This window comes from Streptomyces sp. NPDC002564, assembly GCF_042889645.1.
In the GTDB taxonomy this organism is placed as follows: domain Bacteria; phylum Actinomycetota; class Actinomycetes; order Streptomycetales; family Streptomycetaceae; genus Streptomyces.
In genome coordinates this window covers 85,500-107,479 of record NZ_JBIARE010000017.1, presented here as the reverse complement: position 1 = coordinate 107,479, position 21,980 = coordinate 85,500, and the positions used below count along the sequence as shown (strand labels likewise).

The following is a 21,980-nucleotide window of genomic DNA, read 5'->3' as shown; positions in this document are numbered from 1 at the left end:
GTGACGACCGGGACCACCACCTCGCCCCGGACGGGACGCGGCAGCCGCAGGCCTCGCGGGACGCCGCGCCCGTGCGCACCCCCATGCACCCACCTGACCACCCAGCCGGAGGGAAGGAACCTCACCGTGTTGAAGCTCATCAACGCCGGTTTAGGCAGGACCGGGACCACGTCACTGCAGGTGGCGCTGGAACAGCTCGGCTACGGCCCCTGCTACCACATGTTCGACATCGTCGGTGATGAGAAGCGTCTTCAGCAGTGGGAGGACATCATCTGCGAGGGCCGACAGCCCGACTGGCACGCGGTGTTCGACGGATACACCTCCGCGGTGGACGGCCCGCCCTCCTTCTACTACGACCAGATCCTCACGACCTTCCCCGAGGCCAAGGTCGTCCTGACGGTCCGCGACGCCGACGGCTGGTACGAGAGCACGTACAACACGCTCTACCAGTTCGTCCTGAAGAACAAGGAGACCCCTCCCGAGCAGGGCACCCGCCAGGCCCGGGTCTTCCGCATGACCAACGTCATGACATGGGAGGGGCTGTTCAAGGGCCGCTTCTCCGACAAGGACCACGCCATCGAGGTCTACCACCGGCGCAACCAGCAGATCATCGACGCGGTGCCCGCGGACAACCTCCTGGTCTACGACGTCAAGGACGGCTGGGAGCCGCTGTGCGCGTTCCTGGGCACCGACGCCCCGACCCAGGCATTCCCGCACGCCAACACCACCGCGAACATGCGCGAGCGGATGCAGCAGATGGCCGCCGGCGGCCCGCCCGGCGCAGGCCGCTGACACCCCCCTCCTCCTTTTCTTCCCCACCCCGCGGAGAGCCGAATTCCCGGCTGCTCCGCGGGGTTTTCCGCGTTTACCGCACCGGCCCGGCACCGGAATTCCACCCCCGCTCGAGGGGCAGCCATTGTTCAACCGTAGTTGTTTTCACGCCACTTCCCGCACCCGATAGTCTCTCGCCGCCCCCTGGACCTGCCCGTGAATATCGGCTTCGCCGTCCTGCCCGTGAATCGGCCCGGCGAGCAGACCTGCCTCAAGAAGGGGATTACGTGAGGAAGTTCCTAGCAATTACGGCGGCGGCCGTCACCGCCCTGGCCGGAACGGTCGCCGCGGCACCGGCGAAGCCCGGGCCCGACCGGCCCGACCGGCCCGCGGCCACCATCGCCTGGTCGCCCTGCCCGGACAGCGACCCCGTCCTCGGAGCCCTCCTCAAAGGCCTGGAGTGCGGCTCCCTCGACGTCCCGCTGGACCACACCCGCCCCCAGGGCCGGACGATAAAACTGGCGCTGACCCGCGCCCGGCACACCGCACCCGACGAGCAGTACCAGGGCATCGCGCTGCTCAACCGCGGCCAGTGGCCCGGCCAGTTCGGCCGCGACCTGCCCACCCGCTTCGCCAAGGGCACCTCCGGACTCTCCCCGGCCGTCGGCGCCACCTACGACTGGATCGGCTTCGACCCGCGCGGCACCGGCGCCAGCGAACCGGCCCTGACGTGCGACCCCAGCTACGTCTGGCCCGGCAAGGCGCGCGCCGACCTGGTCCCGGCCACCGCCGCCGAGGAGAAGGCCTGGCGCACCAGGGCCCGCGACTTCGCCGCCAGCTGCGGCCGCGCCCACGGCGACGTCCTGGACTTTCTGAGCACCAAGGACGCCGCCCGCGACCTGGACCTGATCCGCCGGGCGCTGGACCAGGACCGGCTCACCTACTTCGGCTGGGACTACGGCACCTACCTCGGCTCGGTCTACGCCTCCCTGTACCCCCAGCGGGTGCGCCGCATGGTCCTGGACACCGTCGTGCAGCCCGCCGACGGCTGGTACAAGGACGTCCTCGAACAGAACGTGACCTACCAGAAGAGCGCCGAGAACTACTTCTCCTGGATCGCCGACAACGACGCGACCTACCACCTGGGCACCACCGGGGCCGCGGTCGAGGCGAAGTACTACGAGGGCATGGCCAAGCTCCGCAAGGCACCCGTCGACGGCCGCATCGGCCCGGCCGAGTACACCGAGGTGTTCCTGGTCAACCTCTACCGCCGCTCTTCCTGGACCGGCCACACCAAGGCCCTGGCCGACTGGGTGCTGCGGGGCGACCCCGCCGGCCTGAAGGCCAACTTCAACGACCCCGGCTTCCCCACCCAGAACAAGCAGGCCATGTACAACGCGGTGCAGTGCACCGACTCGCCCTGGCCCCGCGACTGGCAGCGCTGGCACAAGGACTACACCCGCCAGCACCGCACCGGCACCACCTTCCTGACCTGGTACAACGCCTGGTACAACGCGCCGTGCGCGTACTGGCCGGCCGCCGCGGGCACCCCGCAGAAGATCGGCGCCAAGAACGTCGACGTCCTGGTGGTCGAGGGCGAGCACGTCGCCGGATCCCCGCTGGCCGGCGCCTACGACATCCACCGCCGCTTCCCCAACTCCCGCCTGCTGCTGGAGCGGGGCGGCTACGAGCACGAGACGTCCCTGTCCCGCAACGCCAACACCTGCATCAACGCCCTGGTCGGCGCCTACCTCAAGGACGGCACCCGCCCGGCGCCCGGCAAGGGCGCCGACGCCACCTGCCAGGCCAACCCGGCACCGGTGCCCACCCCCTGAGGGCCGCCCACCCCGAAACAGCCGCCCGCGTTCAGCCGCGCGAAATCCGCGGTTGAACGCCCAAACAACCGGCCCGGCTTATGAATTCACCACCGTCATTGCAGCCGAACAGGGCGATGTGTAGTTTTGCATCGACGATTCCTCAGCCGCCCCGCGTGGAAGGTCAACAATGGAAACTGGCGTAATAATTGTCGGTGCCGGGCCGGTCGGATTGATGCTGGCCGGAGAACTCCACTTGGCCGGTGTGAATGTCACCGTCTTCGACAAGCTCCCCGCCCCCTCCGGCGAATCCCGCGCACTCGGCTTCAACCGGCGGGCAGCCGAATCATTCGATCAGCGCGGACTGCTGCCCCGGCTCGGCACCTTCCGGTGGGGCCCGATGGGGCACTTCGGCGGCGTCCGCTTCGACCTCGGCATGCTGGAGGAGGACCACAGCGGCGTCCTTGGCCTGTCCCAGGCCCGCACCGAGGACATGCTGGGCGGCTGGCTGGCCGACCTCGGGGTACCGGTCCGCTGCGGATACGAGGTCACCGGCCTGAGCGAGCGCCCCGACGGCGTGGACATCACCTTCGAAGGACCCGAGGGCCCCGGCCGGGACAGCGCCCGCTACGTGGTGGGCTGCGACGGCCCGCACAGCACGATCCGCACCGCCGCCGGCATCCCCGCCCGCCGGTGGGAGGCCAGCCGCGGCATGTACACCGCCGAGATCACCGGCATCACCCTGCGCCCGCGCCCCATCGGCGAACGCCTGCCCGGCGGCCACATGGTGGTGTGCACCCCGCTGGGCGAGGGCCGCTACCGCATCGTCGTCCACGACAGGACCCTCACCCCGCACCAGGACCCCGACACCCTGACGTTCCCTCAGATTGCGGACGCCTGGCAGCGGTTGACCGGCGAATCCGTGCACCAGGCCCGGGCGCACTGGATGTGGTCCTGCAACAACGCGGCCCTGCTGGCCCAGGACTACCGGCGCGGGCGCATCCTGCTGGCCGGGGACGCCGCGCACGCGATCCCGCCGCTGGCCGCCTGGGGACTGAGCGCCGGCCTGCAGGACGCGGCCAACCTCGGCTGGAAACTGGCGGCCGTCCTGGCCGGCCGCGCCCCCGAGGCACTCCTGGACACCTACCACGCCGAACGCCACCCGGTCGGCGAGCACCTGATCCGCAACGCCCAGGCCGCCTCCCTGCTCTACCTCGGCGACGCCGACATCGACCCGCTGCGCGGCGTGCTGGGCGAACTGATGACGCACAAGGACGCCGCAGGACAGCTCGCCGGCATCGTCAGCGGCCTGGGCATCACCTACGACATGGGCCCGGGGGAGCACCCCCTGCTGGGCCGGCGCATGCCGCTCGACCGCGAACTGCTGCGCGCCGACGGCACCCGTATCCGCATCGCCGAGCTCCTGCACACCGCGCACGGCGTGCTGATCGACACCGGCGGCGCGGGCGGCGCGGGCAAGGCCGCCCACCTGGCCGAGGACTGGGCCGAACGCATCGACCTCGTCACCGGCAGCTGGCCGCAGGGACCCGACCCGGCCCTGGAGGCGGTCCTCATCCGCCCCGACGGCTACGTCGCCTGGACCTCCCCGGGCAGCGACAGCGACCTGCGCGACGTCCTGGACCACTGGTTCGGCACCCCCCGCACCCCCCGGCCGACAGGAGCACGAGGATGACCAGGGACGTGATAGTCGTCGGCGCGGGCCCGGTCGGGCTCATGATGGCCGGCGAACTGCGCCTGGCCGGCGTCGACGTCGTCGTCTACGAGAAGCTGCCCGCCCCGGCCCGCGAATCGCGCGGCGCCAGCCTCACCCGGCGCGCGGTCGAGAGCTTCGACCAGCGCGGACTGCTCGACCGGCTCGGCGCGACCGAGCCCGCCGACAGCCACTTCGGGGGCGTACCCATCGACCTCACCCTCCTGGAGGAGGACCACTCCGGCGCCCGCGGCGTCTCCCAGTTCCGCACCGAGCGGATGCTGGAGGACTGGGCGGGCGACCTCGGCGTCCCGGTCCGCCGCGGGTACGAGGTCACCGGGCTGAGCGAACGGCCCGACGCCCTCCACGTCACCTTCCAGGGACCCCAGGGCCCCGGCCACGACAGCGCCCGCTACCTCATCGGCTGCGACGGCGGCCGCAGCACCGTACGCCGCCTGGCCGGCATCGACTTCACCGGCCCCGAACCCACCCGCGGCTTCTACACCGCCGACGTCACCGGCATCGAGACCCGCCGCCGCCGCATCGGCGAGAACCTCCCCGACGGCAGCATGATCATGGCGATGGACCTGGAGAACGGCGTCACCCGCGTCGTCGCCTACGAACGCGGCGCACGCCCCAAGGACCGCGACGCGCTCTCCTACACTGAACTCGCCGACGCCTGGCAGCGGTTGACCGGCGAGTCCATCCACCACGGCCAGTGCCGGTGGATCAGCTGCTTCACCGACGCCTCCCGGGTGGCCGCCCACTACCGGCGCGGCCGCGTGTTCCTGGCCGGCGACGCCACCCACGTCCAGCCCCCGGCCATGGCCCAGGGGCTGAGCGTGGGCGTGCAGGACGCGGTCAACCTCGGCTGGAAGCTGGCGGCCGTCCTGGCCGGCCGCGCCCCCGAGGCGCTCCTGGACACCTACCACGTCGAACGCCACCCGATCGGCGCGCAGTTGGCCCGCAACGCCCGCGCCGCCATCGAACTGCGCCTGACCGGACAGGAGATGGCCCCGCTGCGCGACATGCTGGGCGAACTCATGCGGGACAAGGACGCCGCCACCCACCTGGCCGGCCTCCTCAGCGGCCTGGGCATCACCTACGACATGGGCCCGGGCGAGCACCCCCTGCTGGGCCGGCGCATGCCGCCCGACCTCGAACTGCTGCGCGCCGACGGCACCCGCACCCGCATCGCCGAGCTCCTGCACACCGCGCACGGCGTGCTGATCGACACCGGCGGCGCGGGCGGCGCGGGCAAGGCCGCCCGCCTCGCCGAGGAGCGGGCCGAGCACATCGACCTCGTCACCGGCACCTGGGCCAAAGACCCCGGCCCGGCCCTGGAGGCGGTCCTCATCCGCCCCGACGGCTACGTCGCCTGGACCTCCCCGGGCAGCGACAGCGACCTGCGCGACGTCCTGGACCACTGGTTCGGCGCCCCCCGCACCACCACGGCCGCCGCCCGCCCGGCCTGACAGCCCCCCCGCGCCGCGCGCACGACCACCCCCCGACCCCCAGGAGAGACGTGATGAGCGGAGTCACCGTCTGGCTCACCGGACTGCCGAGCGCCGGCAAGACCACCATCGCCTACGAGCTGGCCGCCCGGCTGCGCGCGGACGGCCACCGCGTGGAGGTCCTGGACGGCGACGAGATCCGCGAGGCCCTCTCGGCCGGCCTCGGCTTCTCCCGCGCCGACCGCGACACCAACGTGCAGCGCATCGGCTTCGTCGCCGAACTCCTGGCCCGCAACGGCGTGGTGGCCCTGGCCCCGGTCATCGCGCCCTACACCGACAGCCGCGAGGCCGTCCGCAAGCGCCACGACAGCAACGCCACCCCCTACATCGAGGTGCACGTCGCCACCCCCCTCGAGGTGTGCAGCGCCCGCGACGTCAAGGGCCTGTACGCCAAACAGGCCGCCGGCCGGCTCACCGGCCTGACCGGGGTGGACGACCCCTACCAGGAGCCCACCGCACCGGACCTGCGCATCGCATCGCAGCATCAGACCGTCCAGGAGTCCGCCGCCGCGGTGTACGCCGTGCTCACCGAAAGGGGACTGTTATGACACCGACCCTCGACCCGGTGACGGGAGGCCACGGGGGCAGGGAGACCCCCTGCGCCCTCTCCCACCCGGACGCGCTGGAGTCGGAGGCGGTGCACATCCTGCGCGAGGTGGCGGGCGAGTTCGAGAAGCCGGTGATCCTCTTCTCCGGCGGCAAGGACTCCATCGTCATGCTGCACCTGGCGCTGAAGGCGTTCACCCCCGCACCGGTGCCCTTCGCGCTGCTGCACGTGGACACCGGGCACAACTTCCCCGAAGTCCTGGCCTTCCGCGACCGCACGGTGGCCCGGCACGGGCTGCGCCTGCACGTGGCCTCCGTGCAGGACTACATCGACGGCGGCGTGCTCAAGGAGCGCCCCGACGGCACCCGCAACCCGCTGCAGACCCGCCCGCTGACCGACACCATCCAACAGCAGGGCTTCGACGCCGTGTTCGGCGGCGGCCGCCGCGACGAGGAGAAGGCCCGCGCCAAGGAACGGGTGTTCTCGCTGCGCGACGAGTTCTCCCAGTGGGACCCGCGCCGCCAGCGCCCCGAACTGTGGAACCTGTACAACGGCCGGCACCTGCCCCGCGAGCACGTCCGCGTCTTCCCGCTCTCCAACTGGACCGAGCTGGACGTGTGGCAGTACATCGCCCGCGAGGGCATCGAACTGCCCGACATCTACTTCGCCCACGAACGCGAGGTCTTCGCGCGCAACCACATGTGGCTGACCGCGGGCGACTGGGGCGGCCCCAGGGACGGCGAACGCACCGAGAAGCGCCGGGTGCGCTACCGCACGGTCGGCGACATGTCCTGCACCGGCGCCGTCGACTCCGACGCCGACACCATCGAGAAGGTCATCACGGAGATCGCCGCATCCCGGCTGACCGAGCGCGGCGCGACCCGGGCCGACGACAAACTCTCCGAGGCCGCCATGGAAGACCGCAAGCGCGAGGGGTACTTCTGATGACCGTACTGAGCGACACCACCGCCGACACACTGCGCTTCGCCACCGCCGGCTCCGTGGACGACGGCAAGTCCACCCTGGTGGGCCGCCTGCTCCACGACTCCAAGTCGGTCCTGGCCGACCAACTGGAAGCCGTCGCCCACGCCTCCCGCAACCGCGGCCAGGACACCCCCGACCTCGCGCTGCTCACCGACGGCCTGCGCGCCGAACGCGAACAGGGCATCACCATCGACGTCGCCTACCGCTACTTCGCCACCCCGCGCCGCCGGTTCATCCTCGCCGACACCCCCGGACACGTGCAGTACACCCGCAACATGGTCACCGGCGCCTCCACCGCCGAGCTCACCGTCATCCTGGTCGACGCCCGCAACGGCGTGGTCGAACAGACCCGCCGCCACACCGCCATCGCCGCCCTGCTGCGCGTCCCGCACGTCGTCCTGGCCGTCAACAAGATGGACCTCGTCGCCTACCAGGAGAGCGTCTTCGCGGAGATCGCCGAGGAGTACACCGCCTACGTCAAGGAGCTGGGCGGACCGGAGGTCACCGTCATCCCCATCTCCGCACTGGCCGGCGACAACGTCGTGGAGCCCTCCACGCACATGGACTGGTACGGCGGCCCCACCGTCCTGGAACACCTGGAGACCGTGCCCGTCAGCCACCACCTGGCACCCTGCCCGGCCCGCCTGCCCGTGCAGTACGTGATCCGCCCGCAGACCCGAGAGCACCCCGACTACCGCGGCTACGCCGGCCGGATCGCCGAGGGCACCTTCCGCGTCGGGCAACAGGTGAGCGTGCTGCCCGGCGGCCGCACCACCCGCATCGCCGGCATCGACCTGCTGGGCACCCCCGTCGAGTCGGCGGGCACCCTGCAGTCGGTGACCGTCCTGCTCGCCGACGACCTCGACGTCTCACGCGGCGACCTGATCGTGCCCGCCAAGGACGCACCGGCCACCACCCGCGAGGTGGAGGCCACCGTGTGCCACGTCGCCGACCAGCCGCTCACCCCCGGCCACCGGGTCCTGCTCAAACACGGCACCCGCACCGTCAAGGCGATCGTCAAGGACATCCCCTCCCGCCTCACCCTGGACGACCTGTCCCTGTACCCGCACCCCGGACAGCTCCTGGCCAACGACATCGGCCGGGTCACCCTGCGCACCGCGGAACCGCTGCCGGTCGACTCCTACGCCGCCTCCCGGCGCACCGGCTCGTTCATCCTGATCGATCCGCACGACGGCACCACGCTCACCGCCGGCATGGTCGGCGAGTCCTTCGCCTCCCCCGACCCGGCCAACACCGACGACGACGGGTGGGACTTCTGAGCCCGCCCCCCATCGCCCGGCCCGCCCCAGGGTGAACGTCCCGGCGGCGGCGCTCGCGGCAGCCGGGGACCCAGCCCACGAGAGGAACCTCCCCATGCCCGACCACCGCTCCACCCTGCCGCGCCGCGCCGCGCCTGCCCTGGCCGTGCTGTGCCTGCTCACCGCCGCCGCCTGCAGCTACGGCTCCCAGGCCAAGGACGAGGACACCGTCAAGGTCGCCGCCGGCGCCAAGAAGACCGACGGCCTGGACTCCGTGCGCATCGGCTACTTCCCCAACCTGACCCATGCGACCGCGCTGGTGGGCCACCAGAAGGGCTTCTTCCAAAAGGCGCTGGGCGCCACGAAGGCCAAGTACGCCACCTTCAACGCCGGACCCTCCGAGATCGAGGCACTGAACTCCGGCTCCATCGACATCGGCTGGATCGGCCCGTCCCCGGCGATCAACGGGTTCACCAAGTCCAGGGGCAAGAACCTGCGGATCATCGGCGGTTCGGCGTCCGGCGGCGTGAAGCTGGTCGTCGACCCCAAGAAGATCACCTCACTCAAGGACGTCGAGGGCAAGAAGATCGCCACCCCGCAGCTCGGCAACACCCAGGACGTGGCCTTCCTCAACTGGGCCGCCGAGCAGGGCTGGAAGGTCGACCCGCAGAGCGGCAAGGGCGACGTGACCGTGGTGCGCAGCGACAACAAGGTCACCCCCGACGCCTACAAGGCCGGTTCCATCGACGGCGCGTGGGTGCCCGAGCCGACCGCCTCCAAGCTCGTCGCCCAGGGCGGCAAGGTCCTGCTGGACGAGAAGACGCTGTGGCCCGGCGGCAAGTTCGTCATCACCAACATCATCGTGTCGCAGAAGTTCCTGGCCGAGCACCCCAAGGTCGTCGAAGCGGTCCTGAAGGTGTCGGTGGACACCAACAAGTGGATCAACGACCACCCCGACCTGGCCAAGGCCGCGGCCAACAAGCAGCTGGCGGCCGACGCCGGCAAGGCGCTGCCCGAGGACGTCCTGGACCCGGCATGGAAGTCCATCGACTTCACCGACGACCCGCTGGCCGCCACCCTCGGCACCGAGGCGGAGCACGCCGTCAAGGCCGGCCTGCTGGAGAAGCCCGACCTGAGCGGCATCTACGACCTCAGCGTCCTGAACAAGGTCCTCAAGGCCGCAGGAAACAGCCCCGTCCACGACGCCGGACTGGGCGTCAGGTAGCCGACGATGAGCCCCCAGGAGGTGACGACCATGGCCACCACCCTCGCCGAGGCCGGTGACCACACCGCGCCGGCCCACCACGCCGCCCGCATCGAGCACGTCTCGAAGTCGTTCCCGGGCCCCGCCGGGCAGCAGCTCGTCCTGGACGACATCAGCCTCGATGTCGCCCCCGGCGAGTTCGTCACCCTCCTGGGGGCCTCGGGCTGCGGCAAGTCGACCCTGCTCAACCTCGTCGCGGGCCTGGACCGGCCCACCGCCGGCGAGATCACCACCGACGGCCGGCCCGCGCTGCTGTTCCAGGAACACGCCCTCTTCCCCTGGCTGACCGCGGGCAAGAACATCGAACTCGCCCTCAGACTGCGCGGCGTGCCCCGCCCGGCCCGCCGCGAACGCGCCGAGGAACTCCTGGCGCTCGTCCGCCTCAAGGACGCCCACGGCAAGCGGGTGCACGAGCTGTCCGGAGGCATGCGCCAGCGGGTCGCCCTGGCCCGCGCCCTGGCCCAGGAGAGCCGCCTGCTGCTGATGGACGAACCCTTCGCCGCCCTGGACGCCATCACCCGCGACGTGCTGCACGACGAGCTCACCCGCATCTGGAGCCAGACCCAGCTGTCGGTCCTGTTCGTCACCCACAACGTGCGCGAGGCCGTCCGGCTGGCCCAGCGCGTGATCCTGCTGTCCTCCCGCCCCGGGCGCATCGCCCGCGAGTGGACCGTGGACATCCCCCAGCCGCGCCGCATCGAGGACGCCGACGTCGCCGAACTGTCCATCGAGATCACCGAACAACTGCGGGGGGAGATCCGCCGACATGGCCAGTACTGAGACGACCACCGTCCGCGAGGGCCACGACCTGGCGGGCCTGGACGCCCTGGAGACCCCGCAGCAGATCCGCAAGCCCCTCACGCTCACCCTGCGCGAGAAGGTCCTGCCGCCGCTGAGCGCCGTCACCCTCGTCCTGGCCGTGTGGCAGGCGCTGACCTCCTTCCACGTCGTCGACGACCCCAGCCGGCTGCCCGCGCCCGGCGCGGTGTGGGACGTGGTGTGGCAGGCGTGGCTGGAGGGCGAACTCCTCGGCTACATCTGGACCAGCGTCTCGCGCGGCCTGCTCGGCTTTGGCCTGGCCCTGCTCATCGGCACCCCGCTGGGCCTGCTGGTGGCCCGGCTGAAGTTCCTGCGCGCCGCGCTCGGCCCGATCCTCTCCGGCCTGCAGTCCCTGCCCTCGGTGGCCTGGGTGCCGCCCGCGGTGATCTGGCTGGGCCTGAACAACTCCATGATGTACGCGGTGATCCTGCTCGGCGCGGTCCCCTCCATCGCCAACGGCCTGGTCTCCGGCGTCGACCAGGTCTCACCGCTGTTCCTGCGGGCCGGGCGCACCATGGGCGCCACCGGCCTGAGCGGCACCTGGCACGTCCTGCTGCCGGCCGCACTGCCCGGCTACGTCGCCGGACTCAAACAGGGCTGGGCGTTCTCCTGGCGCTCGCTCATGGCCGCCGAGATCATCGCCTCCTACCCCGACCTCGGGCTCGGCCTCGGCCAGCTCCTGGAGAACGGCCGCAACGCCAGCGACATGGCCATGGTCTTCGAGGCCATCGGGCTGATCCTGCTGGTCGGCGTCGCCATCGACCTGCTCCTGTTCAGCCCCCTGGAGCGGTGGGTGCTGCGCAGCCGCGGCCTGCTGGTCAGGGACTGAAACCACCCGCCCGCGCCCGCCCCGCCACGGTCCGACGAACGTCAACTCACCCTCGACCGGGGCTAGAGAATCCGCTGCGACGCTCACCCGGAATGCAGCACAAAACGGCACACCGGACGGCTTTCAACGACGGGCGGGCTACGGTGATCGCAGACGGCTTGAGTTCCACCAGATTAAGGTGCGAAGAATCGGTGGCCGACCACGGAATCGGCCCCGAAAACATGGAGAAAACCCCGGAACAGGAACTCCCGGTCCACGCGTTGTCGCCCGGACTGCGCCTGCGCCAGGGCGGAATCAACACCGCATATCTCCAACTGCTCGTCGACGCGTCGGGCCGTTGCGAATTACCGCCCGTCCTCGTCCAGAAAGACGGCTGGCGAATCATCGACGGGCTGCACAGGCTGGAGGCCGCAAAGCTCCGCGGCGACCACAGCATAAAAGCCCGCCTCGTCGACTGCACGGACGCCGAAGCGCTCGTCCTGGCCATGAAGGCCAACAGCGCGCACGGACTTCCCCTGTCGAGGGCCGACCGCGTCTCCGGCGCCGAACGCGTCCTCATGGCCCACCCCGAATGGTCCGACCGCGCCATCGCGAGCGTCACCGGACTGAGCGCCAAGACGATCGCCGCCCTGCGCGACCGCTCCGCCTGCGCCACCCCGCCCGGCGGCCAGCGCCTGGGCCTGGACGGCAAACTGCGCTCGGTCACCGCCGGTGAGGGACGGCGCCGCGCCGCCGCCTACATCACCGCCCACCCCGAGGCCACGCTCAGGGAAGTCGCCCGCGAGACCGAGGTGTCCCTGGGCACCGTCCACGACGTCAGCGCCCGGCTGCGCCGCGGCGTCAGCCCCGAGTGCAACGGCCTGCGCGGGCCCGGCCCGCGGCTGACCCTGCACCCCGCCGACCAGGCCCCGGACGCCCCGCCCGCCGCCCCCGCCCGGGAACCGGACCCCGAGGGCACGCCGCTGCGGGCCGCCCACCCCGGCGACGAGCCGCCCGCCTGGGAGGCGGTGGCGGCCAAGGTCGCCGGCGACCCCTGCCTGCGCTACACCGAGGGCGGCAAGAAGTTCCTGCAGTGGATGGCGCTGCACGCGGGCGACCCGGACGGCTGGCAGGAACTGGTCAACACCGTCCCGGCGCACTGGCTGGGCGTCATCGCCCCCATCGCGGAGAGCCTCAGCAAGGAATGGGGCCTGTTCGCCGAGCGGCTGCGCAGCCGGCAGGAAGCGGTCTGAGGCCCCGCCGGCAGCCGGCGGGGCCGGGGGAGTGCCGGACCCTCAGGACCCGGCCTTCAGCTGCCGGTTCAGTGCCTGCTCCACCGGGGACAGGGCGATCTCGGGGCACAGCCGCTCCGGATGCGCCCGGGGCGGGCCCTGCAGCCGCACCGGGACCCGGCCGGGGGGCTCCTGGCCCGCCGCGGGCCGCCGTGCGGGCGCGGCGTCCGCGGGATGCCAGGGCCCCGACACGTAGAGGGAGCCGTAGGCCTGCAGGGCCGTGTACATCTCGCGCCACAAACGCCTGATCAAGCTGGCCATGAGAGATCCCTCCGAGGGACGTGGCCGCGGTGGGCGCGGCGGCTGCGGTACGCCGGGAGCCGTCACTGTGCGGGCCGTTGGTCGAACCGGATTCGAAGCTGACTCAAGCGCCGCGGCGCTCCCCGGACCCGGCGCGGGCCCGGCCGACCGGCAGGTCGACGCGGTGTCGAGGCGGACTCGAGCCGCCCCTCCGCCCGGCCTCAAGAGGGCCTTGCCAACGTGGGCGGGTGGAGCAATCGGGCTCCGCGGCCCGCAGGGCACGGCCCCGGGCGCGCGGTCGCGGGAGGAGAAGTCCATGGACGAGGCCGAACGTGAACGGCAGGTACGCGGCGCCGAAGGGCGCGCGCCGGTGCTGCGGCTGGCCGGGGTGGACGACGACGAGGACGACCCCGGGGAGTTGAACGTGATCCGCGGGATCGACTGACCGACCCCCTTCCCGGCACGGTCCGCGAGCCGCGACGGTGGTGTGCCAGGGCGCGTTGCGCCGGTGACGGAACGAGGAGTCCACAAACGATGACGCTCTCCCCGCAGCGCGGCCGCACGACGGCGATGTCCCCCTCGGCGGCCGCGTTCCTGGCGGCCCCGCACACCGCCGTGCTGACCACGCTGCGCCCCGACGGTTCGCCGCACCTGACACCCGTGCGGTTCACCTGGGACCCCCGCGCCGGCCTGGTCCGCGTGCTGACCGTGAACACCACACGCAAGGTCAAGAACGTGCTGGCCACCCCGGACGCACGCGTGGCGCTCTGCCAGGTGGACGGCTTCGCCTGGGTCGCCCTGGAGGGCACCGCCCGGGTGTCCGACGACCCCCGGCGCGTCGCCGAGGGCGTGCGCCGCTACAGCGAGCGCTACTTCTCCGGGCCGCCGAACCCGCCGGGACGCGTGGTCGTGGAGATCGGCATCGACCGGGTGCTCAGCCTCAACTGCTGACCCCTTCGTGCCGGCCGCGCCGGCGGCGGGCCCGCGGGCCATCAGCCGCGCGCGCCGGGCGGCACGCCGTCCACCCAGATCAGCCCGAACGCGAGCCGCGTCAGCCGCCAGCCCCGCGGGGTGCGGCGGGCCGCGCCGCTCACCGAGGTGCCGGTGGTGAACAACTCCGGCCCCTCGCCGCCGGGATGGTGCACGTGCGTGGAGACGAGGTTGGCGCGCAGCGTCGCCTCGTCGCCGGCGCAGTCCACCACCGCGGGCGAGTTCAGGTGCTGGGTACGGGCGAAATGGGCCAGCGCGCTGCGGTGCCATTCCGCGAGGCCCTCCCTTCCCTCGTGCTGGCTCAGCGGGAACGCCACCACCGCGTCCGCGGTGAACAGCGTGTGCGCCCACGCGTCGTCCAGCTTTTCGGTGTCCAACGCCAGCAGATAGCGGTCCAGTAGCCCGCGCACGGTAAAGGCGTCCACCATGGCCGTGTCCGGAGTGATGGATTCAGCTTCAGTCGAGGTCATGCTTGAGAATGGGCCCCAAAAGGCGCCCCACCAACCCCGCCTGTAGAAGATCTGACATTCTCCGCACGTTTCTGTACCGGGCTGTAGAAGCCCTGTACCGATGTCCCTTTACCGCCCGCTCCGCTGCTGTCCATACTCATGGCACATCAACCAGAAGAGGGCGGATGGGCGACGATGGAAAACTATGACGCGGACGTGATCATCGTAGGTTCGGGCCCCACGGGACTCATGCTGGCGGGCGAGTTCGGACTGCAGGGAATTTCCGTTCTTGTGCTCGACAGGCTCGCCGAGCCGATGCAGCAGTCACGCGCCCTGGGATTCTCCGCGCGCACCATCGAGGAATTCGGTCAGCGCGGACTGCTGGCCCGCCTGGGCGACGTCGACGTCATCCCGGGCGGCCACTTCGGCGGGGTGCCGCTCGACTACCGGGTGCTCAGCGGCGGTTCGTACGGCGCACGCGGCATACCCCAGTCCCGCACCGAGGCGATGCTGGCCGGCTGGGCCACCGAACAGGGCGCCCGCATCCGCCGGTCCGTCGAGGTCACCGGCCTGACCCAGGACGACGACGGGGTGAGCCTGCAGATCTCGGGCGACGACAGCACCCCCCTGCGCGCCCGCTACGTCATCGGCTGCGACGGCGCCCGCAGCGCGGTCCGCACGGCCGCCGGGATCGACTTTCCCGGCACCGAGCCGGCCATCGAGCTGCGCTTCGCCGATGTCGCCGGAGTACGGCTGCGGCCGCGCTTCGCCGGGGAGCGGGTGCCCGACGGCATGATCATGGTGCTGCCGCTGGGCCCGGACCGCAGCCGCATCATCTACTACGACCGCAGCGAACCGCTGCGCCAGAGCGCGGACCCGATCACCTTCGAGGAGGTCGCCGACACCTTCCAGAAGCTGTCGGGCGAGGACATCCACGCGGCCACCCCGCTGTGGGTGTCCTCGACCACCGACGTGAGCCGGCAGGCCGCCCAGTACCGGCGCGGCCGGGTGTTCCTGGCGGGCGACGCCGCCCACATCCACCTGCCCATCGGCGCCCAGGGCATGAGCGCCGGCGTGCAGGACGCGGTCAACCTCGGCTGGAAGCTCGCCCTGGTCCTCAAGGGCCTGGCCCCCCAGGACCTGCTGGACACCTACCACAGCGAGCGCCACCCGGTCGGCGCCCGCATCCTCACCAACACCCTGGCGCAGCGCATCCTCTACCTGGGCGGCGAGGAGATCACCCCGCTGCTCGACGTCTTCACCGAGCTCACGCAGTTCGATTCGGTGCAGCGCCACCTCGTGGGCATGGTCACCGGACTCGACATCCGCCACGAGGTGGGCGCGGGCGGGCACCCGCTGCTCGGCCGGCGCCTGGAGGACGGCTCGCTGACCCGCGACGGGCAGCGCACCACCCTCTACCCCCTGCTGCACGGCGGCCGCGGGGTCCTGCTCGACCTCGGCGGCGAACGGCCGCTGCTGGACACCGCCAAGCCCTGGTCGGACCGCGTCGACATCGTCGAGGCCGAGCGCGGCGAGGACCTCCCCGACGCCGAGGGCATCCTGCTGCGCCCCGACGGCTACATCGCCTGGATCTCGCCCGACCAGGACGCGAGCTCCCTGCCCCAGGCCCTGGAGCGCTGGTTCGGCCCCGCCGCCTGATCCCCGCGGCGCCGCCCGCGCCCCCCCCGCACCACCCCACGACCCCACTCCTGAGTCCACCCCTGACAGGAAGTGACACCCCGCCATGCCGTACATCTCCACGCAGGACAAGCACCTGACCGTCCTCAACCTGTTCACCACCGACCAGCCCGACAAGCAGGACAAGCTCCTGCAGGAGATGCGCAAGATCGTCGACACCGCGGCCTTCGAGGGCTGGATCTCCTCCACCGTGCACGCCGGCCAGGACAGCCCCGGCACCGCCAACTTCATCCAGTGGCGCAGCGGCGAGGACCTGGAGAAGCGGTACGCGGGCGAGGAGTTCAAGCACCGCACGCTGCCCGTCTTCCAGGACATCACGACCTCGATCCGGCTGCTGCAGAGCGAGATCGTGCACACCCAGCGCCACCCCTCCCAGGGCGGACGCACCGAGGTCTCGCCCGACCGCGACGACCACACCGTCATCGAGATCTTCAAGGTCGCCGAGGGCAACCAGGACGAGCTGATCGCGGAACTGGGCGAGGGCCAGTCCTGGCTCCTGGACGTGCCCGGCTACCGCTCGCACAGCGTCTTCAAGGGGCTGCGCGCCCGCTTCCTGGACGGCCCCTTCGTCGTCGTCTACTCGCAGTGGGCCGACAAGGAGCAGTACGACGCCCACCGCCACCAGGCCGCCGCCCAGCAGTCCGAGACCCGCCAGAAGTCCGAGGCGCGCATCAACGCCCTGAAGACCGAGAGCGACTGGAACTCCTACCGGGTGGTCCACAGCCGCGCCGCCGGCGCCTGAGACCACCCGCCCCGGCCGTGCGGGCAGGCCCGCGAGCACACCCGGCGCCCGGCGCCGGGCCCCGCTCGACGCCGGCCCGCCGGCCCCGCCCCCCTGTCGTGCCCAGCGCCCGGCGCCCACCGCAAGGAGCGAGGTATGCACAGCACGCTGATCGTGGCCCGGATGGCGATCGACTCCAGCCGCAGCGTCGCCGACCTGTTCACCGACTTCGACGCCACGGACATGCCCCACCGGATGGGGACCCGGCGCCGCCAACTCTTCGCCTACCGCGGCCTCTACTTCCACCTCCAGGACTTCGACAGCGACGACGGAGGCGAGCGGATCGAGCTGGCCAAGGACGACCCGCGCTTCGTCAGGATCAGCGACGACCTCAAGCCGCACATCGAGGCCTACGACCCGGCGACCTGGCGCTCCCCGGCCGACGCCATGGCCCGGCGCTTCTACACCTGGGAGGCCGGCGCATGACACAGCGCCGCGTCGTCATCACCGGCCTGGAGGTCCTGGCCCCCGGCGGCCTGGGCCGCAAGGAGTTCTGGCAGCTCATCAGCGAGGGGCGCACCGCGACCCGCGGCATCACCTTCTTCGACCCCGCGCCGTTCCGCTCCCGGGTGGCGGCCGAGGCCGACTTCTGCGGCCTCGAACACGGCCTGACCCCCCAGGAAGTGCGCCGCATGGACCGCGCCGCACAGTTCGCCGTGGTCACCGCCCGCAGCGCGGTCCAGGACAGCGGCGCCGAACTGGCCGCACACGAACGCCACCGCATCGGCGTCGTGGTGGGCAGCGCGGTCGGCGCCACCATGGGCCTGGACACCGAATACCGCGTCGTCAGCGACGGCGGCCGCCTGGACCTGGTCGACCACCGCTACGCCGTGCCGCACCTGTACAACTACCTGGTGCCCAGCTCCTTCGCGGCGGAGGTGGCCTGGGCGGTCGGCGCCGAGGGACCCTCCACCGTCGTCTCCACCGGCTGCACCTCCGGCATCGACGCGGTCGGCTACGCCGTCGAGCTGGTGCGCGAGGGCAGCGTCGACCTCATGGTCGCCGGTGCCTCGGACGCACCCATCTCACCCATCACCATGGCCTGCTTCGACGCGATCAAGGCCACCACGCCCCGCCACGACGCACCCGAGCGGGCCTCGCGCCCCTTCGACAGCACCCGCAACGGCTTCGTGCTCGGCGAGGGCGCCGCCTTCTTCGTCCTGGAGGAACTGGAGAGCGCCAGGGCCCGGGGCGCGCACATCTACGCCGAGATCGCCGGCTACGCCACCCGCTCCAACGCCTACCACATGACCGGACTGCGCACGGACGGCGCGGAGATGGCCGAGGCCATCCGCCTGGCCCTGGACGAGGCCCGGATGAACCCCACGGCCATCGACTACATCAACGCCCACGGCTCGGGCACCAAGCAGAACGACCGGCACGAGACCGCCGCGTTCAAAAGGGCCCTGGGCGAGCACGCCTACCGCACGCCGGTCAGCTCGATCAAGTCGATGGTGGGCCACTCGCTGGGCGCCATCGGCTCCATCGAGATCGCCGCCTCCGCCCTGGCGATGGAGTACGACGTCGTGCCGCCCACCGCCAACCTCCACACGCCGGACCCCGAATGCGACCTGGACTACGTCCCGTTGACGGCCCGCGACCAGCGGGTCGACTCCGTGCTGACGGTCGGCAGCGGCTTCGGCGGATTCCAGAGCGCCATGGTGCTCACCTCCGCGCAAAGGAGCACCGTATGACTGCGGTCGCGGTCACCGGCATGGGCATCGCCGCCCCCAACGGCCTGGGCGCCGCCGACTACTGGGCCTCCACGCTGGGCGCCAAGAGCGGCATCGGCCGCATCACCCGCTTCGACCCCTCCGGCTACCCCGCCCAACTGGCCGGGGAGATACCGGGCTTCGAGGCCGCCGAGCACCTGCCCGGCCGCCTCCTCGCCCAGACCGACCGGGTCACCCGGCTCTCGCTGGCCGCGGCGGACTGGGCACTGGCCGACGCGGGCGTGGCCCCGGACTCCTTCGACGCGCTGGACATGGGCGTCGTCACCGCCAGCCACGCCGGAGGCTTCGAGTTCGGCCAGGACGAGCTGCAGAAACTGTGGTCCAAGGGCAGCCAGTTCGTCTCCGCCTACCAGTCCTTCGCCTGGTTCTACGCGGTCAACAGCGGCCAGATCTCCATCCGGCACGGCATGAAGGGCCCCAGCGGCGTCGTCGTCAGCGACCAGGCCGGCGGCCTGGACGCGCTGGCCCAGGCCCGGCGGCTGGTGCGCAAGGGCACCCCACTGATGGTGTGCGGCGCCGTCGACGCCTCGGTCTGCCCCTGGGGCTGGGTGGCCCAGCTCGCGGGCGGCCACCTCAGCGACAGCGACGAACCCACCCGCGCCTACCTGCCCTTCGACCGCGACGCCCGCGGCTACGTGCCCGGCGAGGGCGGGGCGATCTTCATCATGGAATCCGCCGCCTCGGCCCGCGACCGCGGCGCGCAGGTGTACGGCGAGATCTCCGGCTACGGGGCGACCTTCGACCCGCCGCCCGGCAGCGGCCGCCCCTCCAGCCTGCGCACCGCCATCCGCATCGCCCTGGACGACGCGGACGCCGCCCCCCAGGACATCGACGTGGTCTTCGCCGACGGCGCGGGCGTACCCGAACTGGACCGGGCCGAGGCCGAGGCGATCAGCGAGGTCTTCGGCTCCGGCCGGGTCCCGGTCACCGTGCCCAAGACGATGACCGGCCGCCTGCACTCCGGCGCCGCACCCCTGGACGTGGCCTGCGCGCTCCTCGCGATGCGGGCCGGCGTCATCCCGCCCACCGTCCACATCGACCCCTGCCCCGAGTACGACCTGGACCTGGTGCTCTACCAGGTGCGCCCGGCCACGCTGCGCACCGCGCTGGTGCTGGCCCGCGGCCACGGCGGATTCAACTCCGCGATGGTCGTGCGCGGCGGGCAGTGAACCGGGCGCCACCCACCCGAGAGCACCCCACCCGCGGCCGCACCCACGGCGCAGCACCGCCGCGCCGACCGAGCCCGAGACGAAGGAAGCAGACCGACATGACGGACCCCCGCTTCACCCTCGACGACCTCAAGCGCATCCTCCTGGAGGCCGCGGGCGCCGACGAGGCAGGCAACCCCGACCAGGACGTCCTGGACACCACGTTCGGGCAGCTGGGCTACGAGTCGCTCGCCCTGCTGGAGACCGGCGGCTGTATCGAGCGCGAGTACGACATCTGCCTGGACGACGACGCGCTGACCGACGCCGTCACGCCCCGGGAACTGATCCACACCGTCAACGAGCGGCTGGCCGCCGCCCGCGTGGCCTGAAAGGACACCCGACATGACCCAGACCACCCCCCGCGTCGCGCTCGTCACGGGCGCCACCAGCGGCATCGGCCTGGCCGCGGCCCGGCTCCTGGCCGGCCAGGGACACCAGGTGTTCCTCGGCGCCCGCACCGCGGAGAACGTCGCCTCGACCGTCAAGGCCCTGCGCGAGGAGGGCCTTGACGTCGACGGCGCCGCCCTCGACGTACGCGACGGCGCCTCCGTCACGTCCTTCGTGCGGGCCGCCGTCGAGCGCTACGGCCCCGTCGACGTCCTGGTCAACAACGCCGGCCGCTCCGGCGGCGGGGTCACCGCCGACATCGCCGACGAGCTGTGGGACGACGTCATCGCCACCAACCTCAACAGCGTCTTCCGCATGACCCGCGAGGTCCTCACCACCGGCGGCATGCGCGACCAGGGCCGCGGCCGCATCATCAACGTCGCCTCCACCGCCGGCAAACAGGGCGTCGTACTCGGCGCCCCCTACTCCGCCTCCAAGCACGGCGTCGTCGGCTTCACCAAGGCACTGGGCAACGAGCTCGCCCCCACCGGCATCACCGTCAACGCCGTCTGCCCCGGCTACGTGGAGACGCCGATGGCCCAGCGGGTGCGCCAGGGCTACGCCGCCGCCTACGAGACCACCGAGGACGCCATCCTCACCAAGTTCCAGGCCAAGATCCCGCTCGGCCGCTACAGCACCCCCGAGGAGGTCGCCGGCCTGATCGGCTACCTCGCCTCGGACACCGCCGCCTCCATCACCTCCCAGGCGCTCAACGTCTGCGGCGGACTCGGCAACTTCTGACCGCCCCCGACAAGGAGCAGCACTCATGACGACGCGTCAGGTCGAGCACGAGATCACCATCGGCGCGCCCGCGGCCACGATCTACCGCCTGCTGGCGGACGTGAGCCACTGGCCGCAGATCTTCCCGCCCACCATCCACGTCGAACGCCAGGAGACGGGCGAGAACCAGGAGCGCATCCACATCTGGGCCACCGCCAACGGCGAGGCCAAGAACTGGACCTCGCGCCGCACCCTGGACCCCCAGGGCCTGCGCATCGACTTCCGCCAGGAGATCACCACCGCCCCGGTCGCCGCGATGGGCGGCACCTGGATCGTCGAGCCGCTGGGCCCCGACCGCTCCCGGGTCCGGCTGCTGCACGACTACCGGGCCATCGACGACGACCCGCAGGACCTGCAGTGGATCGACAAGGCCGTGGACACCAACAGCACCTCGGAGCTGGCCGCCCTGGAGGAGAACGTCAAGCGCGCCCACGCCGCCGAGACCGAGGACCTGGTCTTCTCCTTCACCGACACCGTGGAGGTCCACGGCGCGGCCCAGGACCTCTTCGACTTCGTCAACGAGGCCGGCCGCTGGCCCGAACGGCTGCCGCACGTGGCCACCGTACGCTTCGAGGAGCCCACCCCGGGCCTGCAGACCCTGGAGATGGACACCCGCGCCAAGGACGGCTCGGTGCACACCACCAAGTCCTACCGGGTCGCCCTCGACTCCCGGAAGATCGCCTACAAGCAGGTCACGCTGCCCGCCCTGATGACCCTGCACACCGGGGTGTGGACGTTCACCGAGACCGGCCGGGGCACCACCGAGGCGAGCTCGCAGCACACCGTCTCCCTCAACACCGCCAGCATCGCCAAGGTGCTCGGCGACCAGGCCACGGTCGCCGACGCCCGCGCGTACGTGCACAGCGCGCTGAGCACCAACAGCCGCGCCACGCTGGGGCATGCCAAGGACTACGCGGAGCGGAAGCACTGA

The 21,980-nt window shown here is 71.8% G+C and carries 23 protein-coding genes; 21 read left to right on the top strand and 2 right to left on the bottom strand.

Annotated elements, in window-relative coordinates; translation table 11 throughout:
- Positions 1 to 126 precede the first annotated feature (126 nt).
- From ACFYXE_RS36215 to ACFYXE_RS36165, 11 genes are all read left to right on the top strand, one after another.
- Positions 127 to 792: a sulfotransferase family protein gene (locus ACFYXE_RS36215; RefSeq protein ID WP_361166717.1), complete on the top strand. Its 666-nt coding sequence runs from the start codon at positions 127 to 129 to the stop codon at positions 790 to 792.
- 266 nt (positions 793 to 1,058) lie between these two features.
- The gene (locus ACFYXE_RS36210) at positions 1,059 to 2,606 is read left to right on the top strand and encodes an alpha/beta fold hydrolase (protein ID WP_389320148.1); all 1,548 of its coding nucleotides are present in this window, start codon (positions 1,059 to 1,061) and stop codon (positions 2,604 to 2,606) included.
- Positions 2,607 to 2,775: 169 nt separating this feature from the next.
- Positions 2,776 to 4,278 (top strand): FAD-dependent monooxygenase, encoded by a 1,503-nt coding sequence (locus ACFYXE_RS36205; RefSeq protein ID WP_389320145.1) that lies wholly within the window; start codon positions 2,776 to 2,778, stop codon positions 4,276 to 4,278.
- Positions 4,275 to 5,771, top strand: a complete 1,497-nt coding sequence (locus tag ACFYXE_RS36200; protein WP_389320142.1) for an FAD-dependent monooxygenase — start codon at positions 4,275 to 4,277, stop codon at positions 5,769 to 5,771. The genes ACFYXE_RS36205 and ACFYXE_RS36200 overlap by 4 nt, the downstream gene beginning before the upstream one ends.
- Before the next feature lie 50 nt (positions 5,772 to 5,821).
- Positions 5,822 to 6,358 (top strand): adenylyl-sulfate kinase, encoded by a 537-nt coding sequence (cysC, locus tag ACFYXE_RS36195; protein ID WP_361166729.1) that lies wholly within the window; start codon positions 5,822 to 5,824, stop codon positions 6,356 to 6,358.
- Positions 6,355 to 7,302, top strand: coding sequence for a sulfate adenylyltransferase subunit CysD (cysD, locus tag ACFYXE_RS36190; protein WP_389320138.1), 948 nt, complete (start codon positions 6,355 to 6,357; stop codon positions 7,300 to 7,302). The genes cysC and cysD overlap by 4 nt, the downstream gene beginning before the upstream one ends.
- Positions 7,302 to 8,621, top strand: coding sequence for a sulfate adenylyltransferase subunit 1 (locus ACFYXE_RS36185; protein ID WP_389320135.1), 1,320 nt, complete (start codon positions 7,302 to 7,304; stop codon positions 8,619 to 8,621). The genes cysD and ACFYXE_RS36185 overlap by 1 nt, the downstream gene beginning before the upstream one ends.
- Positions 8,622 to 8,715: 94 nt before the next feature.
- A complete protein-coding gene (locus ACFYXE_RS36180; RefSeq protein ID WP_389320132.1) occupies positions 8,716 to 9,825 on the top strand; it encodes an aliphatic sulfonate ABC transporter substrate-binding protein in 1,110 nt (369 codons plus the stop codon).
- A 30-nt stretch (positions 9,826 to 9,855) separates the two neighbouring features.
- A complete protein-coding gene (locus ACFYXE_RS36175) occupies positions 9,856 to 10,644 on the top strand; it encodes an ABC transporter ATP-binding protein (RefSeq protein ID WP_361166881.1) in 789 nt (262 codons plus the stop codon).
- A complete protein-coding gene (locus ACFYXE_RS36170) occupies positions 10,631 to 11,512 on the top strand; it encodes an ABC transporter permease (protein ID WP_389320129.1) in 882 nt (293 codons plus the stop codon). The genes ACFYXE_RS36175 and ACFYXE_RS36170 overlap by 14 nt, the downstream gene beginning before the upstream one ends.
- A gap of 191 nt (positions 11,513 to 11,703) precedes the next feature.
- Positions 11,704 to 12,744, top strand: coding sequence for a ParB N-terminal domain-containing protein (locus tag ACFYXE_RS36165; protein WP_361166741.1), 1,041 nt, complete (start codon positions 11,704 to 11,706; stop codon positions 12,742 to 12,744).
- 42 nt (positions 12,745 to 12,786) lie between these two features.
- Here the strand turns inward: ACFYXE_RS36165 and ACFYXE_RS36160 are convergent, their stop codons facing one another.
- Positions 12,787 to 13,044, bottom strand: coding sequence for a DUF6059 family protein (locus tag ACFYXE_RS36160; protein ID WP_389320124.1), 258 nt, complete (start codon positions 13,042 to 13,044; stop codon positions 12,787 to 12,789).
- 295 nt (positions 13,045 to 13,339) lie between these two features.
- On the opposite strand from ACFYXE_RS36160, the gene ACFYXE_RS36155 reads away from it, so the two are divergent.
- Positions 13,340 to 13,468 carry a hypothetical protein gene (locus ACFYXE_RS36155; RefSeq protein WP_361166747.1) on the top strand — a complete coding sequence of 43 codons (129 nt, stop codon included), beginning with the start codon at positions 13,340 to 13,342 and terminating at the stop codon, positions 13,466 to 13,468.
- An 89-nt stretch (positions 13,469 to 13,557) separates the two neighbouring features.
- Positions 13,558 to 13,974, top strand: coding sequence for a pyridoxamine 5'-phosphate oxidase family protein (locus tag ACFYXE_RS36150; RefSeq protein WP_389320121.1), 417 nt, complete (start codon positions 13,558 to 13,560; stop codon positions 13,972 to 13,974).
- A gap of 41 nt (positions 13,975 to 14,015) precedes the next feature.
- Here the strand turns inward: ACFYXE_RS36150 and ACFYXE_RS36145 are convergent, their stop codons facing one another.
- Positions 14,016 to 14,441 (bottom strand): nuclear transport factor 2 family protein, encoded by a 426-nt coding sequence (locus ACFYXE_RS36145; RefSeq protein ID WP_389320118.1) that lies wholly within the window; start codon positions 14,439 to 14,441, stop codon positions 14,016 to 14,018.
- A gap of 216 nt (positions 14,442 to 14,657) precedes the next feature.
- On the opposite strand from ACFYXE_RS36145, the gene ACFYXE_RS36140 reads away from it, so the two are divergent.
- From ACFYXE_RS36140 to ACFYXE_RS36105, 8 genes are all read left to right on the top strand, one after another.
- Positions 14,658 to 16,121 (top strand): FAD-dependent monooxygenase, encoded by a 1,464-nt coding sequence (locus tag ACFYXE_RS36140; protein ID WP_389320115.1) that lies wholly within the window; start codon positions 14,658 to 14,660, stop codon positions 16,119 to 16,121.
- An 85-nt stretch (positions 16,122 to 16,206) separates the two neighbouring features.
- Positions 16,207 to 16,902, top strand: a complete 696-nt coding sequence (locus ACFYXE_RS36135; RefSeq protein WP_361166755.1) for an antibiotic biosynthesis monooxygenase family protein — start codon at positions 16,207 to 16,209, stop codon at positions 16,900 to 16,902.
- Between the two features lie 135 nt (positions 16,903 to 17,037).
- Positions 17,038 to 17,367, top strand: coding sequence for a TcmI family type II polyketide cyclase (locus tag ACFYXE_RS36130; RefSeq protein WP_361166758.1), 330 nt, complete (start codon positions 17,038 to 17,040; stop codon positions 17,365 to 17,367).
- Positions 17,364 to 18,635 carry a beta-ketoacyl-[acyl-carrier-protein] synthase family protein gene (locus tag ACFYXE_RS36125; protein ID WP_361166761.1) on the top strand — a complete coding sequence of 424 codons (1,272 nt, stop codon included), beginning with the start codon at positions 17,364 to 17,366 and terminating at the stop codon, positions 18,633 to 18,635. The genes ACFYXE_RS36130 and ACFYXE_RS36125 overlap by 4 nt, the downstream gene beginning before the upstream one ends.
- Positions 18,632 to 19,843 carry a ketosynthase chain-length factor gene (locus ACFYXE_RS36120; RefSeq protein WP_389320110.1) on the top strand — a complete coding sequence of 404 codons (1,212 nt, stop codon included), beginning with the start codon at positions 18,632 to 18,634 and terminating at the stop codon, positions 19,841 to 19,843. Before ACFYXE_RS36125 ends, ACFYXE_RS36120 begins: the two co-directional genes overlap by 4 nt.
- Positions 19,844 to 19,941: 98 nt before the next feature.
- Positions 19,942 to 20,211 (top strand): acyl carrier protein, encoded by a 270-nt coding sequence (locus ACFYXE_RS36115; protein WP_361166767.1) that lies wholly within the window; start codon positions 19,942 to 19,944, stop codon positions 20,209 to 20,211.
- Positions 20,212 to 20,224: 13 nt separating this feature from the next.
- Complete coding sequence (gene fabG / locus ACFYXE_RS36110; protein ID WP_361166770.1) at positions 20,225 to 21,010, top strand: 3-oxoacyl-ACP reductase FabG; 786 nt, start codon at positions 20,225 to 20,227, stop codon at positions 21,008 to 21,010.
- Between the two features lie 25 nt (positions 21,011 to 21,035).
- Positions 21,036 to 21,980, top strand: a complete 945-nt coding sequence (locus tag ACFYXE_RS36105) for an aromatase/cyclase (RefSeq protein WP_389320106.1) — start codon at positions 21,036 to 21,038, stop codon at positions 21,978 to 21,980.